Annotated in this window: 12 protein-coding genes; 6 read left to right on the plus strand and 6 right to left on the minus strand. The window is 57.2% G+C overall.

Annotated features, from left to right (window positions below; translation table 11 throughout):
* Positions 1–104: 104 nt before the first annotated feature.
* A complete protein-coding gene (locus SH661x_RS00855; protein ID WP_437227093.1) occupies positions 105–380 on the minus strand; it encodes a branched-chain amino acid aminotransferase in 276 nt (91 codons plus the stop codon).
* 398 nt (positions 381–778) lie between these two features.
* Here SH661x_RS00855 and SH661x_RS00860 point away from each other — a divergent pair, with 398 nt between their 5' ends.
* The 4 genes from SH661x_RS00860 (at position 779) to trpD (ending at position 5,500) form a co-directional block, all read left to right on the plus strand.
* The gene (locus SH661x_RS00860) at positions 779–2,179 is read left to right on the plus strand and encodes a POT family MFS transporter (protein ID WP_437227095.1); all 1,401 of its coding nucleotides are present in this window, start codon (positions 779–781) and stop codon (positions 2,177–2,179) included.
* 99 nt (positions 2,180–2,278) lie between these two features.
* Positions 2,279–2,950, plus strand: coding sequence for an ABC transporter ATP-binding protein (locus SH661x_RS00865; RefSeq protein ID WP_437227097.1), 672 nt, complete (start codon positions 2,279–2,281; stop codon positions 2,948–2,950).
* A complete protein-coding gene (locus SH661x_RS00870; RefSeq protein WP_437227099.1) occupies positions 2,947–4,305 on the plus strand; it encodes an ABC transporter permease in 1,359 nt (452 codons plus the stop codon). The genes SH661x_RS00865 and SH661x_RS00870 overlap by 4 nt, the downstream gene beginning before the upstream one ends.
* A 172-nt stretch (positions 4,306–4,477) precedes the next feature.
* Entirely contained in the window at positions 4,478–5,500 is a 1,023-nt protein-coding gene (gene trpD, locus SH661x_RS00875; RefSeq protein ID WP_437227101.1) for an anthranilate phosphoribosyltransferase, read from the plus strand.
* A 75-nt stretch (positions 5,501–5,575) separates the two neighbouring features.
* Here trpD and SH661x_RS00880 read toward each other — a convergent pair whose 3' ends face one another.
* Positions 5,576–6,658: a formylglycine-generating enzyme family protein gene (locus SH661x_RS00880; protein WP_437227103.1), complete on the minus strand. Its 1,083-nt coding sequence runs from the start codon at positions 6,656–6,658 to the stop codon at positions 5,576–5,578.
* Between the two features lie 65 nt (positions 6,659–6,723).
* Here SH661x_RS00880 and SH661x_RS00885 point away from each other — a divergent pair, with 65 nt between their 5' ends.
* Together SH661x_RS00885 and SH661x_RS00890 are read left to right on the plus strand one after the other, a co-directional pair.
* Positions 6,724–7,785 carry an FAD:protein FMN transferase gene (locus tag SH661x_RS00885; RefSeq protein ID WP_437227105.1) on the plus strand — a complete coding sequence of 354 codons (1,062 nt, stop codon included), beginning with the start codon at positions 6,724–6,726 and terminating at the stop codon, positions 7,783–7,785.
* Between the two features lie 57 nt (positions 7,786–7,842).
* Positions 7,843–9,465, plus strand: a complete 1,623-nt coding sequence (locus tag SH661x_RS00890) for an SLC13 family permease (RefSeq protein ID WP_437227107.1) — start codon at positions 7,843–7,845, stop codon at positions 9,463–9,465.
* A gap of 73 nt (positions 9,466–9,538) precedes the next feature.
* On the opposite strand, the gene ilvE is transcribed toward SH661x_RS00890, so the two are convergent.
* From ilvE to accC, 4 genes are all read right to left on the minus strand, one after another.
* Positions 9,539–10,396: a branched-chain-amino-acid transaminase gene (ilvE, locus tag SH661x_RS00895; RefSeq protein ID WP_437227109.1), complete on the minus strand. Its 858-nt coding sequence runs from the start codon at positions 10,394–10,396 to the stop codon at positions 9,539–9,541.
* Between the two features lie 127 nt (positions 10,397–10,523).
* Entirely contained in the window at positions 10,524–11,270 is a 747-nt protein-coding gene (locus SH661x_RS00900) for an ABC transporter ATP-binding protein (protein WP_437227111.1), read from the minus strand.
* A gap of 36 nt (positions 11,271–11,306) precedes the next feature.
* On the minus strand, positions 11,307–12,950 hold the full coding sequence (locus SH661x_RS00905; protein ID WP_437227113.1) for an ABC transporter permease: 1,644 nt from the start codon (positions 12,948–12,950) through the stop codon (positions 11,307–11,309).
* Between the two features lie 514 nt (positions 12,951–13,464).
* Complete coding sequence (gene accC, locus SH661x_RS00910; RefSeq protein WP_437227115.1) at positions 13,465–14,808, minus strand: acetyl-CoA carboxylase biotin carboxylase subunit; 1,344 nt, start codon at positions 14,806–14,808, stop codon at positions 13,465–13,467.
* Positions 14,809–14,951: the final 143 nt, after the last annotated feature.

The raw sequence follows: 14,951 nt of genomic DNA on the forward strand, positions 1-14,951 counted from the left end.
CGCGTTTTACAAATGCAGGACAGCGGCTTCCAATGGAAGCCGCTGTCGAGTGAGAGCAGATTGTGAGAGCAATCCGAGAGAGATTCGAGAGCTGTGCTTTTTGATTACCGCACGTCGAACTGACCTTCGCAGTATTCAGCCTGGTCCCAGAAGCTGCTGCCGAACATCTGACCGCCGTGGCTGCTGGTGCAGTTCAGTTTGTAGCTCTGGCGGACGCTGGCGAAGGCGGAACCGACATCTTCCAGTTCGTTGTTCACATTCAGGGCCACTTCGCTCAGGCCGACCAGCATTCCCAGCACAGCGATGGTCGAGATCAGCACCAGTTCAGCAGAGACAATAAAACCAGCTTCGTCGTTGAGCAGATTGGCGAACGTTGACATTTGTGTTTCCTTGGTTGGGGGTGACTTTGATGAGATCTGTTAAAGCACCCGCAGTGCCAAGATTCATTGGCAGCCGTCAAGAACCTTGAACACTCTCCCCGCCATGTCGCCACAAACATCACAGACTAAATGACTTAAAAATTTCAAAATTCTGTCAATCCCCTTGAACACACCTCTTGGCTCTGAAGAAGCCCGTGTTGTCGGTTGGCAACAGGCCCCAGCGAACTCTCAGGCAATTTCGTCTCAAGTCTGTATGAATTGAGCACTTCCCGGGATGATGCCGGAATGCAACGCGTGGAGCGCCGGCAACAGAATCCACATCGGCATGACGGGACGAATCCGCTACGATCTGAGCACAAGTTCGTTCGGTCCGCGCCCCTTCGGAAACGCCCGCTGTCATGGCTCAACACGCATATCTGACTGCCCCTCGCGAACAAAAGACGATGCCTGCCGGGATTCCGTATATCGTCGGCAACGAAGCTGCCGAACGGTTCAGCTACTACGGCATGAAGGCCATTCTGATGGACTTCATGATGCTCTCGCTTTTGAACGCTGCGGGACAACCCGACGTCATGAGTGAAGATCAGGCGACCCGCTGGATCGCCAACTTCAATTCGGCCGTGTACCTCTTTCCGATCCTGGGAGCGATCCTGGCGGACTGGATTTTCGGCAAATACCGGATGATCCTGTGCGTCTCGCTGCTGTACTGCCTGGGACATGGCGTCCTCGCCCTGATGGACTTCCACACAGGAATCGATCAGCGGACACTGCTGTGGTGGGGACTGGCCTTTATCGCCATCGGGGCTGGGGGAATCAAACCATGTGTCTCGGCACACGTGGGGGACCAGTTTGGAAGAGCGAATGCCTTTCTGCTTCCAGTGGCCTTCGGCTGGTTCTACTTCGCGATCAACTTCGGTTCGACCTTTTCCACTGTCCTGACACCATGGTTACATGAAGACAAACGTTTCGGTCCGTCATGGGCGTTTGGAGTCCCGGGAGTTTTGATGGGAGCGGCCACGCTGGTGTTCTGGCTGGGTCGCAACAAGTACGTGCACGTTCCTCCGTCGGGAAGGCGTTTTTTCCGGGAAACCTTCAGCAAGTCCGGTCTGCTCGCCATCGCCAATCTGATCCCGGTCTACATCCTGATCGCCCCGTTCTGGTCACTCTTTGATCAGACCGGGTCACGCTGGGTGGCCCAGGCGCGGGACATGGACCGCCACATCTTTGGCTGGGAGCCAAGCCCCGCCCAGTTTCAGGTCGTCAATCCGATCTGTGTGATGTTGTTTATTCCGCTGTTCTCCTACGTGATCTATCCGGCTCTCGGAAAGTTCATCAAGGTGACGCCTCTGCGAAAAATCGGAATGGGCCTGTTCCTGACAGTTCCAGCATTCCTGATCCCCACGTGGATCGAAACTCGAATCGAAGCAGGGGAGACCCCGCATATCGGCTGGCAGATCGCAGCTTATGCACTGCTGACGGCAGCGGAAGTGATGGTCTCAATCACCTCTTTGGAGTTCTCCTACACGCAGGCCCCCAATGAAATCAAATCGTTTGTGATGGGGGTGTATATGCTTTCAATCTCTCTGGGGAATCAGTTCACAGCTCTCGTCAACGGAGTCATTGAGCAATCCCAGGCTTCGGGAAAGCCGATTCTGCAAGGGGCGAGTTACTATTGGTTTTTCACGATCAGCATGGCGGTTTCCGCTGTCATATTTGTGATCTGGTCCCCGTTCTATCGGGGGAAGACGCACATCCAGTCGGACGAGGCTGCCGCGCCGGAAAAGGTCTCCGACGAATGACTGCAGCCAAAAAGGGATTGAAATGACGCAGCTGAACGGCCCGGCTGCATTTCTCATAAACTTGCATTCGCATACGTTATGCAATAATCTGGCGAGACTATGTCACTCGAATTAAAAAAGATCCGCAAGAGTTACCGGGAGCCGGGCGGCGGCACGCTCCCGGTTCTGGACATCCCTCACTTCTCCATTTCCCAGGGAGAGCAGGCCGTTCTGCTGGGACAAAGCGGAGGTGGCAAGACAACGCTGCTCAACATCATCTCCGGCATCACTTCGCCAGATGAAGGACAGGTGATCGTCGACGGCGTGGACCTTGCCCGGTTGATCGAGCCCGCCCGCGACCGCTTCCGCGCGGAACGGATCGGCATCGTCTTCCAGACGTTTCATCTTCTCCCCGCCTTCACAGCTCTGGAAAACGTCCTGCTGGGAATGTCCTTTGCCGGTCGAGCCGATCGCACCTACGCCAAGCAACTGCTGGAACGAGTGGGCCTGGGCAAGCGTTTACAGCATCGCCCGAGTCAACTCTCCGTGGGCGAACAACAGCGGGTCTCCGTGGCACGGGCTCTGGCCAACCGTCCGCGACTCATGCTGGCCGATGAACCGACCGCCAGTGTCGACCTTGCCAACCAGACAACCATTCTGAATCTGCTGCGGGAAACGTGCCGGGAGCACAATGTTTCGCTGCTGCTGGTGACTCATTCGCCTGAAGTCTCCGCACAGTTTGACCGGGTCGACAATCTCAATGAATTCAACAAAGTGGGGGCGAACCGATGAACCTGATCACCATCGCCTTCAAAAGCATTCGTCAGCGATGGCTGGCGTCGTTCCTCACCAGCCTGAGCGTCGCGCTGGGAATCTCTCTCATGGTGGCAGTGATGATTCTCAACGGAGTCGTCACCAACATCTTCAAGCAGTCCGGCAGCGGATACGACCTTGTCGTGGGAGCCAAAGGGAGCGACCTGCAGCTGGTACTCAGCACGATTTACCACATCGATAACCCGATCGAAAACCTCCCCTGGCGGTTTTACAAAGAACTCAGCGAGCTGCCGTATGTGGAACGGGCGATCCCCGTCAATATCGGCGACACCACCGAAGTGGGGAACTTTCCAATCGTTGGAACCACTCCGCAGTATTTCCTTGTGGACTATGTGCCGGATCAGAAATTCCGCATCAAAGGAGACGGCCTGCGAGGGACCTGGGATGCTGTGATCGGGTCACAGGTGGCTCGCAAGAACGGCTGGGACATCGGTTCGCAGTTCAAGATGGTTCACGCCGGCCAGGACGATCACGTCCACGATGAACTCTTCACAGTGAAGGGAGTGCTGGCGCCGACGGGAACTCCCAACGACCGCACCGTCTTCGTGCACATCGACGGGTTCTTTGCCCTCGCTGGGCATGACAAGCCCGTGGACGAAGCACTGCAGCGGGAAGCCAAGTTTTACGGTCAGTCAGAAGAAGAACTTCGCGAGTTCTACAAAAAGGACCTCGCCGAGATTGCTGCTCATCAACATGAAGAATCAGGAGACCACGCCGGCCATCATCATTCCCACGGCCCCCTTTCTGACTTACAGAAAGAAGTGACGAGCGTCCTGATCGTCATGAAAGGGGAAGGGTATCAGGCGGCGAACGCGACGAACCTGCTGCAGAACAAGCTGAAAGACGGCTTCCAGGCACAGGGGGCCAACACCGTGCAGGTGATGACACGGCTGCTGACGAATCTCGTCGGCAACGTCCGGTACGCCTTCCTGTACCTGACTGGATTGATCATTGCGGTTTCCGGAATCGGGATCTTTGTCAGCATCTACAACTCCATGTCCGACCGCAAAAAGGAAATCGCGGTGATGCGTGCCCTGGGAGCACGTCGGCAGACCGTCCTCTCGATTATCATGCTGGAGTCGATGCTGCTGTGCGTCCTGGGCGGCCTGGGAGGAATCATCCTCGGGCACGGACTGGTTTACATCGCCTCTCCGATCATCGAAGCCCGCAGCGGTCTCTTGATTGACCCCACCGGCTTCGACCCGCTGGAGCTGGCTGTGATCCCCGGGCTGATCGTCATGGCAATGCTCATCGGGCTGATTCCCGGACTGACCGCCTACCGCACGGATGTCGCAGAAGCCTTGCAGGGGTGAGAATTCGAATCTCGAAGTTCGAAACCGATTCGAAATTCCCATAAGATTGAAACGCAGAGATCACGGAGTTCGCTGAGGAAATACTGGGAACATTCTCTTCCCTTTCTCTGCGTACTCGGCGCTCTCTGCGTTTCAAAGATTTCTTTCAAACCCCTGAAAGCCCCGCTCATCAATGCAGTCTGAAATCCGTCATGCCCTGAACCGCCTGCTCGCGGGTGAATCGCTCACTGCCGAGGCCATGCAGGAGGCGATCGGCGCGGTCATGGATGGACGATGCAGCGAAGTCGAAATCTCTGCGTTTCTCGTCGCGATTGCGATGAAGGGAGAAACGGAAGAGGAACTGGCCGGAGGGGCAATCGCCATGCGGAAGCGGGCCGCCCACATTCAGTCGACCCGTTCGGGACTGATCGATACCTGCGGGACAGGCGGAGACCAGCTGCATACGTTCAACATCAGCACCGCCACAGCGTTCGTGATTGCAGCTGCGGGTGTGCCGGTGGCCAAGCATGGAAACAGGAGCGTCTCCAGCTCCAGCGGGTCGGCCGATGTCCTGGAGGCACTGGGTGTGAATATCGAACTCACTCCGGAACAGGCCGGGAAGTGCCTGGACGACGTGGGGCTTTGCTTCTGTTATGCCCGCAACTGTCACAGTGCGATGAAACATGTCGCTCCCGTTCGTCAACAACTCGGGATCCGCACGGTGTTCAATCTGCTGGGGCCACTGACGAATCCTGCCCGGGCGGAGTACCAGCTTCTCGGAGCTTCAAAGAACTCAAACGCCGCCCGAATTGCAGGGGCTGTCAGTCGATTGAACCTCAAACGGGCCTGCATCGTCTGCGGAAACGATCAGCTGGATGAAGTCTCGCTGTGGGGAACCACACAGGTCTGGGAAGTTTCCGGAACAGAACAGAAGCGATGGTCCTGCACCGCCGAGGACTTTGGACTGAATCCCTGCCAGCCGGACGAACTGCGTGTCAGCTCCCCGCAGGAGAGTGCCGCTGTCATTTGCGGAATTCTCGAAGGAGAACGCGGACCCGCGCGTGAGATCGTGCTGGCAAACGCTGCCATGGCCCTGTATTGCCGCGAAGAGACGGACAATCTCCAGACGGCGGTGAAACGAGTCGCTGCTGCGATCGATGATGGGTCCGCATCCAGAATCCTGAATCAGCTTCGAGAGTGGACAACGCGAATCTGATCGCGTTTGAAAATGAAACGGCCCCGGATTCGAATTCGATTCCGGGGCCGTTTGCTTGTTACTGACAGCTGTCAGTTATTTTCTCAGGTTCTCGGGAATGTCCGGATAGAGGACCAGGTCTTTGATCTCTTCTTTCGTCGGCGGGACGAGAGGACGAACGACCCGGAACCCGACGAAGTGAGCATCGGTCAGATACCAGATACTCTGGGGCAGCTGCGGATCCTGAATCTTCCAGTCCGGGGTGGATGCGGTCCGGGCAGCACTTCGCAGCTCCTCAGGATCGTCATTCCAGGATCCCCCGCGAACGATGCGTGGATACTCTTCCCCATTCGGAACGCAGTAGGGAGCGACAGCAGCCGCATCTTTGGGAGCCTGCTGATAGAACGTCGGGTCATAGCGATCGAGCACCCACTCAGCGACGTTGCCATGCATGTCGTACAGTCCCCAGGGATTGGGCTTCTTCAGTCCGACTTTGTGATAGGTTTCGTCCGAGTTGTCATAGGACCAGGCGTATTCATCCAGCTGAGAAGCATCATCGCCGAAGGAGTAGGCAGTCGTGGTTCCCGCGCGGCAGGCGTATTCCCATTCAGCTTCCGTCGGAAGCCGGTAGTAATGGCCGGTCTTGGCGGTCAGCCACTCGCAGTACATCTTCGCTGCGACCTGGGTCATGGAGATCGCGGGGAATCCGTCATGCCCCATGCCGAAGGTCATGTCGGTATATTCTTTGGTAGCGCGGGTCACAGCATCGGCGGCCTTATCGACATCGTCATTCTGCCGACCGATCAGCTTACGGCGCTGAACATCAAGACTCAGACGCCAGGTGTCATATTCATCCCAGGTGACTTCGCACTTCCCCATCCAGAAGGGAGCCACTTTCACGAGGTGCTGAGGACCTTCGTCCTCTTTGCGACCTTCTTCGTCTTCCGGGCTTCCCATCAGAAATTCACCGCCGTGAATGGGGATCATTTCAAATTTGACGTCCGTATCGCGGATCTGCTGAACGTACGGTTTCATCTCCTCTTCGGCCTTCGCCTCGCTGTCGGGATTGCGGAGGTAAGGACTCTTTGCGTCCGGTTCGGCCGCCAGGAGCGTCAGGCAGCAGATCGCGGAAAGCAGACCGGCGCAGCACCAGCCGGCTTGCCAGGACGAGTTCATCATGCGTACTTTCATAGGGACGGCACTTTCAACAGAACCAACGACGATTTTCGGATGGGACCAGATCCATGGGCAAAGCACGATGGAAATGGATTCAGGCAGGACTCACCCTGGCGGCGCTTCTTTTTGGCCCGGGCCCGCAGGCAACCCACGTGCAGGGAGCCGACAAACTTGAACGCTTCGAGTTTGTGCAGATCCGCATGGGAATTCCCGTACGAATTCTAGTGTATGCCCCAAATTCCACATCCGCAATTCAGGCCAGCGATGCTGCTTATGAGCGAATTCGTCAGATCGATCGTGCCTTGAGCGATTACGATCCAGAGAGCGAGATTGTCAGATTATCTCGAGACAATCCGCCGGGAACACCCGTCGTCGTGAGTGACGATATCTGGAAGGTTTTGACGGCTTCTAAAGAGTTATCACAACGCAGCCACGGCGTTTTCGACGTCACTGTCGGACCAGTCATTAAACTCTGGCGAATCGCCCGACGGAAGCGAGCGCTGCCGGACGAAGCAGCCCTCCAAGCGGCTCTGGCTCAGGTCGGAGACGAGTTTGTGGAACTCGATTCCCACCGTCAGTCCGTCACCCTCAAACGGCCGGGAATGCAACTTGATTTCGGGGGAATCGCTAAAGGGTACGCTGCGGACGAAGCTTATGAGGTCCTCAAAAAGCATGGACTGCCCATCTCGCTGGTAGCGTGTGCGGGTGATATCCGCGTCGGTGATCCTCCCCCGGGGGAATCCGGATGGCGGGTCGAAGTGGAAGATAAAACACTCCCATCCTTGCCCGATCATCCGCCGTTGATTCTGAAACTCGCGAATGCTGGGATCTCGACCTCGGGGGATACGTATCAATATCTCGAAGTGGACGGAATTCGCTATTCCCACATCGTCGACCCCAATACAGGGCTCGGGACGACTGTTCCCGGAAGCGCGACGGTGATTGCCCGCAACGCCATGGAAGCGGACGGACTGGCTTCGGTCATGGTTCTGCTCGGGCCCGAAGAGGGACTTGAACTGATCAGTAAAACCCCTCAGACTGACACCCTGATTGTTCGTCTGGAAGAAAACGGACAGCGAAGTGTGAACAGCTCGCCCGGTTGGAATCAGGCTCTCATTCAAGCGAAATGAGCCATCAGCTCCCGGCCGCGCACGCGATGGGTTGGATTCGCAACTTGAACGGGCACCATGACCACCTCGACCAAAGAGACTCCAGACGAAACCGCGCAGAAGTATTGGCTCTGGGCCGGCCTCGCAGCGGGTATCTGTTCCTTTCTCGGAATCCTGCTGGCACCCACACCCGCCGGTCTGACCATTGAAGGGCAGCGTCTGGCCGCTGTCACCGTGATGATGGCGATCTTCTGGGTGATGCAGCCCATTCCGATTCCCGCCACCAGTCTGATCCCTCTGGCACTCTATCCGCTGCTCGGGATTCTCTCTGCCAAGGACGTGAGTAAAGTCTACGCGGACCCGAACGTCTTCCTCTTCCTCGGTGGATTTCTCATTGCCATCGCGATCGAGCGATGGAACCTGCACAAACGCATTTCGCTGCACATCATCAGCCGGGTGGGGAGCAGCCCGCGCATGATCGTGTTCGGATTCATGCTGACGACCGCGGTTCTGTCCATGTGGATCAGCAATACAGCAGCTGCCCTGTTGATGATGCCGATCGGCCTGGCGTTGATCTCCACTTTGAAAGAGACATTAACCAACGTCACTCCGGATGAAGCCGAGCGACTCACTTCCAAACTGACTATCCCCTTGCTTCTCGGGATCGCATACGCAGCCAGTTGCGGTGGCTTCGCGACTCTGGTTGGGACTCCGACCAACGTCAGCATGCGAGGTTTCTGGGAACGGCAGTTCGTGACACAGGGTTACCCGTCCCTGTCGTTCGCGGAATGGATGATTGTCTTCGTGCCGGTCATGCTGCTGATGCTCCTGTCATCGGTCGTCGTGATGTGCTGGCATGTCCGCCCGTTTCCGCACTCCGATCAGCTGACGCGTGGTTTCTTCCGGGACCGACTGCAGCAACTCGGCAAGGCCACCCCCGCGGAGTGGCGTGTCGGAATTCTGTTCTTTGTGACAGCGATCCTGTGGATTTTTCGTGAGCCGCTCGTCATCGGCAATCGCCCGATCCTTCCCAGCTGGCCGGGGATGATCGTCACAGCTCTCTCCTGGATTGGCATCAATGCAGAATTCCTTCGCAAGCTGCCGGACGATTCCACCGTGGCCATCAGCATGGGACTGCTATTGTTCCTGCTTCCTGGTGATCGTCTCCCCAGTGGAGAACGGCCACGCCTTTTGACCTGGGCCGATGCCGAACGAAACATCCCCTGGGGAATGCTGCTGCTGTTCGGTGGAGGCTTCGCGATGGCAGACGCGTTCTCGACCACCAGACTTTCAGAGTGGATCGGACAAGGGTTCGCGGGGCTGTTGCAGGACCAACCGGTCCTCGTTCTCGTACTCGCCACCTGCAGCCTGCTGACGTTCCTGACAGAGTTCACCAGCAATACAGCGACGATCAATACGCTGCTGCCGATTCTGGCGGCCATTTCCGTTCAGCTGCAGATCGACCCTCGCTGGCTGATGCTGCCAGCAACCATCTCCGCCAGCTGCGGATTCATGATGCCGGTGGGAACCCCGCCGAATGCACTGGTTTTCAGCACGGGTAAAGTGCCGATGACCACCATGATGCGCTACGGACTGATTCTGAACATCCTCAGCGTGATCTTCATCACACTGGCGATGTGGTTCATCGCTCCGGGAGTCATGCACATCCCGTTTCCGGAAGCGGCACCGCCAGCGCCGTAGAGCAGTTGGTCGGTTGCGGGCAATCCGTTCGACAAAGCAAATCTGCGGACGGTCCGCACAGCGGACCCTACGGTTACTGGCGGACGTATTCCTGGAACCGGGCTCGCAGCTTGCGGGTGATCGGTCCGGGAACCCCTTCTCCGATCGGCCGCCCGTCCAGCTTCGTCACGGGGATCACTTCCGCCGCTGTGCCCGTCAGGAAGCATTCATCGGCCACGTAAACGTCATGGCGAATCAGCGACATCTCTTTGACTTCGATCCCCGATTCCACAGCGAGTTCCATCACCACATTCCGGGTGACCCCTTCGAGAATTCCGGCATCGGTTGGAGGTGTCTTCAACACGCCGTTCTTCACGATGAAGATGTTATCGCCGGTACATTCCGCAACCTGCCCCATGTGATTGAGCATCAGGGCTTCCGCACAACCGGCGTCGGTCCCTTCAATCTTGGCCAGAATGTTGTTCAAGTAGTTCAGCGACTTGATCCGCGGGCTGAGTGCTCCGGGATGATTCCGGATCGTGCTGGCAGTGATAATCTCCATCCCCTTTTCATACAGCTCTTCTGGATAGAGCGAGATGGTATCGGCGATGATGATCACCATGGGATGGCTGGTGCGGCGGATGTCCAGGCCCAGAGAGCCTGCTCCGCGCGTCACCACCAGGCGGACATAGCCGTCGGTGATGCTGTTGGCTGCCACGGTTTCTTCAACCGCTTTGAGCATTTCTTCCGGACTGATCGGAATGATCAGGCGAATGGCCCGGGCACTCTCGTACAGGCGGTCAATGTGGTCCTGATGACGGAAAACCCGCTTGGAGTAGACCCGGATTCCCTCGAAGACGCCGTCCCCGTACAGGAGACCGTGGTCGTACACGCTGATGAGCGCGTGTTCTTTGTCCACGAGTTTGCCGTCGAGATAAATCTTTTGTGACATTGAAGGAAAATCCACAGCTACTATCGAGGCTTTGCCTCAGAACGTTGAAGGTTGATGGTTTAAGGTTGAAAGAGTCAGGGCATCCAATTCTCAACCCTGAACCTTCAACCATCAACCATTCGGAGGCCTATGCCGCCATTTCTTCCAGCGATTGAATGCGGCCTTCGCTGAGGCGGACGATCCGCTCCGCCTGACCAGCAATGACGTCATCGTGGGTCACCATGATGATAGTCAGCGAATCCACCTCGTTCAACTTGTGCAGGACGGTCATGATTTCGTTCCCAGTCCGCGAATCCAGGTTCCCCGTTGGTTCATCCGCCAGCAACACGGAAGGCCGTCCCGCCAGTGCCCGGGCAATGGCAGCCCGCTGCATTTCTCCCCCGGAAAGCTCCGAGGGACGATGACGAATCCGGTGTGAGAGCCCGACTTTTTCGATGATCTCCATCCCCTGCTCGCGCAGTTCCCGCTTCTTTCTCCAGTACTCCAGCATCGAGTAACGGATCATCAGTGGAGAAAGGACATTCTCCAGCAGATTGAGTTCGGGGAGAAGATGATAAAACTGGAAGACGAAGCCGAAAACGTTGTTCCGCAGCTCATCGCGGGTCGCCACCGGCAACTGGTCGATGCGGTTTCCGTCCAGCCAGACTTCCCCCTGATCCGGTTCGTCCAGCAGTCCGAGCAGGTGCATCAGCGTGCTCTTGCCGGATCCGGACTGACCGACGATCGACAGGAATTCGCCGCGACCCACGGAGATATCCACCCCCCGCAGCACGGGAACCTTGTGTTCCCCCTTGCGGTAGGCTTTATCGACAGCCTTCGCCCACAGGTGAGGCTTCCGGGGAGTCAAGGCAGCAGTCCGGGTGGGATGTAACATGGAAGACTCAGTGTTCGGGATCATGAGGGGACGACATCATTCGTATCGGAGAGCACGCACCGGATGGAGCGCCGCAGCCCGGCGGGCCGGCAGAACGCTCGCCAGAACGGCAATCACCATGGCTCCCAGCGCGACCCAGAAGACCATCATCGGGTGGACTGCGGTCGGAATGTCATGGAAGTAGTAGATCGACTCATCGAAGACCTTATGCCCGGTGATCATCGAGAGCAGATTTTCGATCTCGTTGATGTAGTGCACGAACAGCAGCCCCAAAGCCACTCCGGCTCCACTCCCCACCACTCCCAACGAGAGGCCATAGGAAAGGAAGATCATCATGACGCCCCGGGAACTGGCTCCCAGTGCTTTGAGAATTCCGATGTCCCGCGTCTTCTCCACGACAATCATGTAGAAGATCGCCAGAATGCCGAAACCCGCCACGGTGATGATCAGGAACAGCAGCACGTTCAGAATTGCGGACTCCACAGCGACCGCTTCCAGCAGCGGCCCCTGCTTCTGCTCCCAGGTTCGGACCTGGAACTCATATCGCAATCCCTGGCTCAAGCGGCGGACCACTTCCGGAGCGTCCGCGTAATTCTTGAGTTTGATCTGCAGCGTGGTGATCGCGCCATCTTTCCAGTTCAGGTTTTTATGCGGCTGAGTGGCATCCGGTCCGGAAAGCATTCCGCGAACGTACTGCAGTTCTTCGAGATTGCAGAACACGAGGTTGGAATCGTACTCGCTCATTCCACTCTTGAAGACGTCCACGATGGTGGCACGGAATGTTGCCGGCTGCGGCTGCCCCGCTTTGATCGTCGTCAGGACGACATCCTGGCCGGGACTGGCCATGTACATGGTCCGGGTCTTGGAGCTGTCGCGATCTTTATAGGGAAAGCTGACAAGACTTGAGCCGACATAGATCTTCGCAGGCTGCGGATCTTCCGGATTGACCGGCTCAACGGGAATCGCAGACGTCGAGCCGAAAGGATCGGCGAACTCATCGTGCCCTTCGCCGGCCGGGGGAGTGCTCCCCACCGTCAGCTGAACGCCGTTGTTGTTGAGAGAATGAGCAACATTCGGCTGAAGCCCCTCTGCATTGGTCACTTCGCCGGGAGCCTGAGCGAACTCTGCGGACCGGTACTTGTTTTCAAAATCTTCCAGCTGCTGAGTTTTGATCCAGTCCGCGCGGTTCTTTCGTCCTTCCTGAGTCATGCTCCAGTCCAGTGGAGAATTGACGTCTCTCAGCGGAGGGCGGACGACGACATCGTCTTCCTTGATCTCCTGTCGCGACATCAGGTATTGCGCCAGCGGACTGACTTCGTTTTTCGAATCAGGAACAATTCCCACGAGGGTGACGAGTCGATAGATATCCTGCCCCATCCAGCGAAAGCTCATCATCCCATAGATTTCGACCGTGGGGGTGACCGCCTCGATGTAGGGGCCAGCCAGCTTCTCGACTTTCTCGAGGAGTTCTCTGGGATCCGTCGTGCCGTCCATGCTGGTGGATTCCACCATCACATCGCCCAGCGTAGCGTGGATTCGTTCCCGCATCTGGCTGCTGAAGCCGGACATGACGCTGTTGACGACAATCATTGTCGCCACACCGAGGGTCACGCTGATGACGCTGGCCAGCGCAATAAAGCGTGTTCGCAGATAGCGATTGGCGAGAAGAAACTTGTACATGCGCACTCCTTTGCGATTGGCGTCCTTGCCAACGGTCGCGGAGTTTAGGGCGCTGACGAAAATGCGTCGAGGCGAATTCCGCCGGTTCGCAAAGTTTGACGAAAATCGGGGTTGACGCGTGAAAGCGGCGGTCCGGGTGGCTCAGACATTGTCTGAGTGGCGCAGCCACAAGAGGCAGCCCAAACAGCGTCCCTCAGATCGAAAACGCCGACTCCAATTGACCCCCGAAGCGATGGGTCCCGTGAGCTTGCGGCCTTTTCGACAGACCTGTTGCTCCTGCGGAACCCAGACCTTGTCCGGGGCACCCAGACGCATCAGAAGAGAAAGACATTGAAACGCAGAGATCGCGGAGGACGGAGAGAAAATATGGGAGAGACCGCTATGCGCTCGGTGCACCATTTTACCGGGTGACCCAGGCCTCTTGTTGCAAGAACTGCCAAGTAATTCAACAGCAGTTCTCTCATTTCTTCTCTGCGATCTCGGCGGACTCTGCGTTTCAAAAAACCGATTCGTCCTACCAGGTCCGTTCGACGAACTTGGTATCACCATCCGCGTTGATGAACGTCGTGTGGTCGAGGATCTTGCGGATCAGCGGAACTGTGGTTTTGATCCCCGGACCTTCGACGACAAGTTCGTCCAGAGCACGCTTCAGGCAAGCAATCGCTTCTTCACGCGTCGGCTTATGGACAATCAGCTTCCCGACCATCGAGTCATAGTACGGGCTGATCTTATAGCCTTCGTAAATGTGCGAGTCGAACCGAACTCCGTATCCGCCTGGGATGCGCAGCTTGGTAATCGTTCCCGGGCAGCCACGGAACCCCTGATCAGGGTCTTCCGCGTTAATGCGAACCTCAATCGAACACCCGTTGCAGGGGATGTTCCGCTGTTTCGTCTCCAGCACTTCACCGGCAGCGATCCGGATCTGCGACTTGATCAGGTCGATCCCCGTGACCTGTTCGGTCACAGGATGTTCCACCTGAATACGGGCGTTCACTTCGATGAAGTAGAACTGATGGTTCTTGTCGACGAGGAACTCGCAAGTCCCCGCGTTGTAGTAACCAGCGCTCTTCACAAGCCGAACGGCAGCCTTGCAGATGTCTTCCCGGACCGCTTGTGGAAGATTCGGTGCCGGACTCTCTTCGATCAGCTTCTGATGCTTCCGCTGCATTGTGCAGTCCCGTTCCCACAGATGGAGCACGTTACCATGCTGATCTGCGAGCACCTGAACTTCCACATGCCGGGGCTTCTCGATGAACTTCTCGATGTAGACGCCGGCGTTCTTGAACGCCTTTTCTGCTTCAGCGGCTGCCGCTTTCAGTTCGGTGCGCAGGGTGATCTCGTTGAAGGCGGGACGGATCCCCTTGCCTCCCCCTCCGGCGGTCGCTTTGATGAGCACGGGGTAGCCGATCTCATTGGCCACGCGAACTGCTTCATCCTCGTTTTCGACCAACCCTTCGCTGCCGGGGACGACCGGGACCTTGGCTTCGATCGCCATGCGTCGGGCAGCGACCTTGTCCCCCAGCTTCTGCATCGCTTCGTGCGGGGGACCAATGAACTCGATCTTGGAATCCCGGCACTGCTCCGCGAAATCCGCGTTCTCCGCGAGAAATCCGTACCCGGGGTGAATGGCCTGCACATTCCCCAGCTCGGCGGCAGCGATGATGTGCTCAGTCTTCAGGTAGCTGTCCGTCCCGGCTGCGGGACCGATGCAATACGCTTCGTTGGCGAGACTGAGATAGTGAGCTCCACGATCCGCTTCGCTGTAAACGGCGACCGTTTCGATCCCCATTTCCTTGCAGGCGCGAATCACCCGCAAGGCGATTTCTCCGCGATTGGCGATCAGAATCCGATGAAACATGGCGTGGTTTGTGCCTTCTCTGATTTTACTGCAGTCTCACACGAAGTCCCCTCGCAGGTCCCGCGGGCGAAAGGAATGTGATTCCCTGGCAAATGGACTGGCGTTCCCAGTCGTTCAGGATCCGGAATTCAAGCTGCCGGGAA

It is taken from the genome of Planctomicrobium stercoris, from assembly GCF_051465655.1.
Classification (GTDB): Bacteria; Planctomycetota; Planctomycetia; order Planctomycetales; family Planctomycetaceae; genus Planctomicrobium.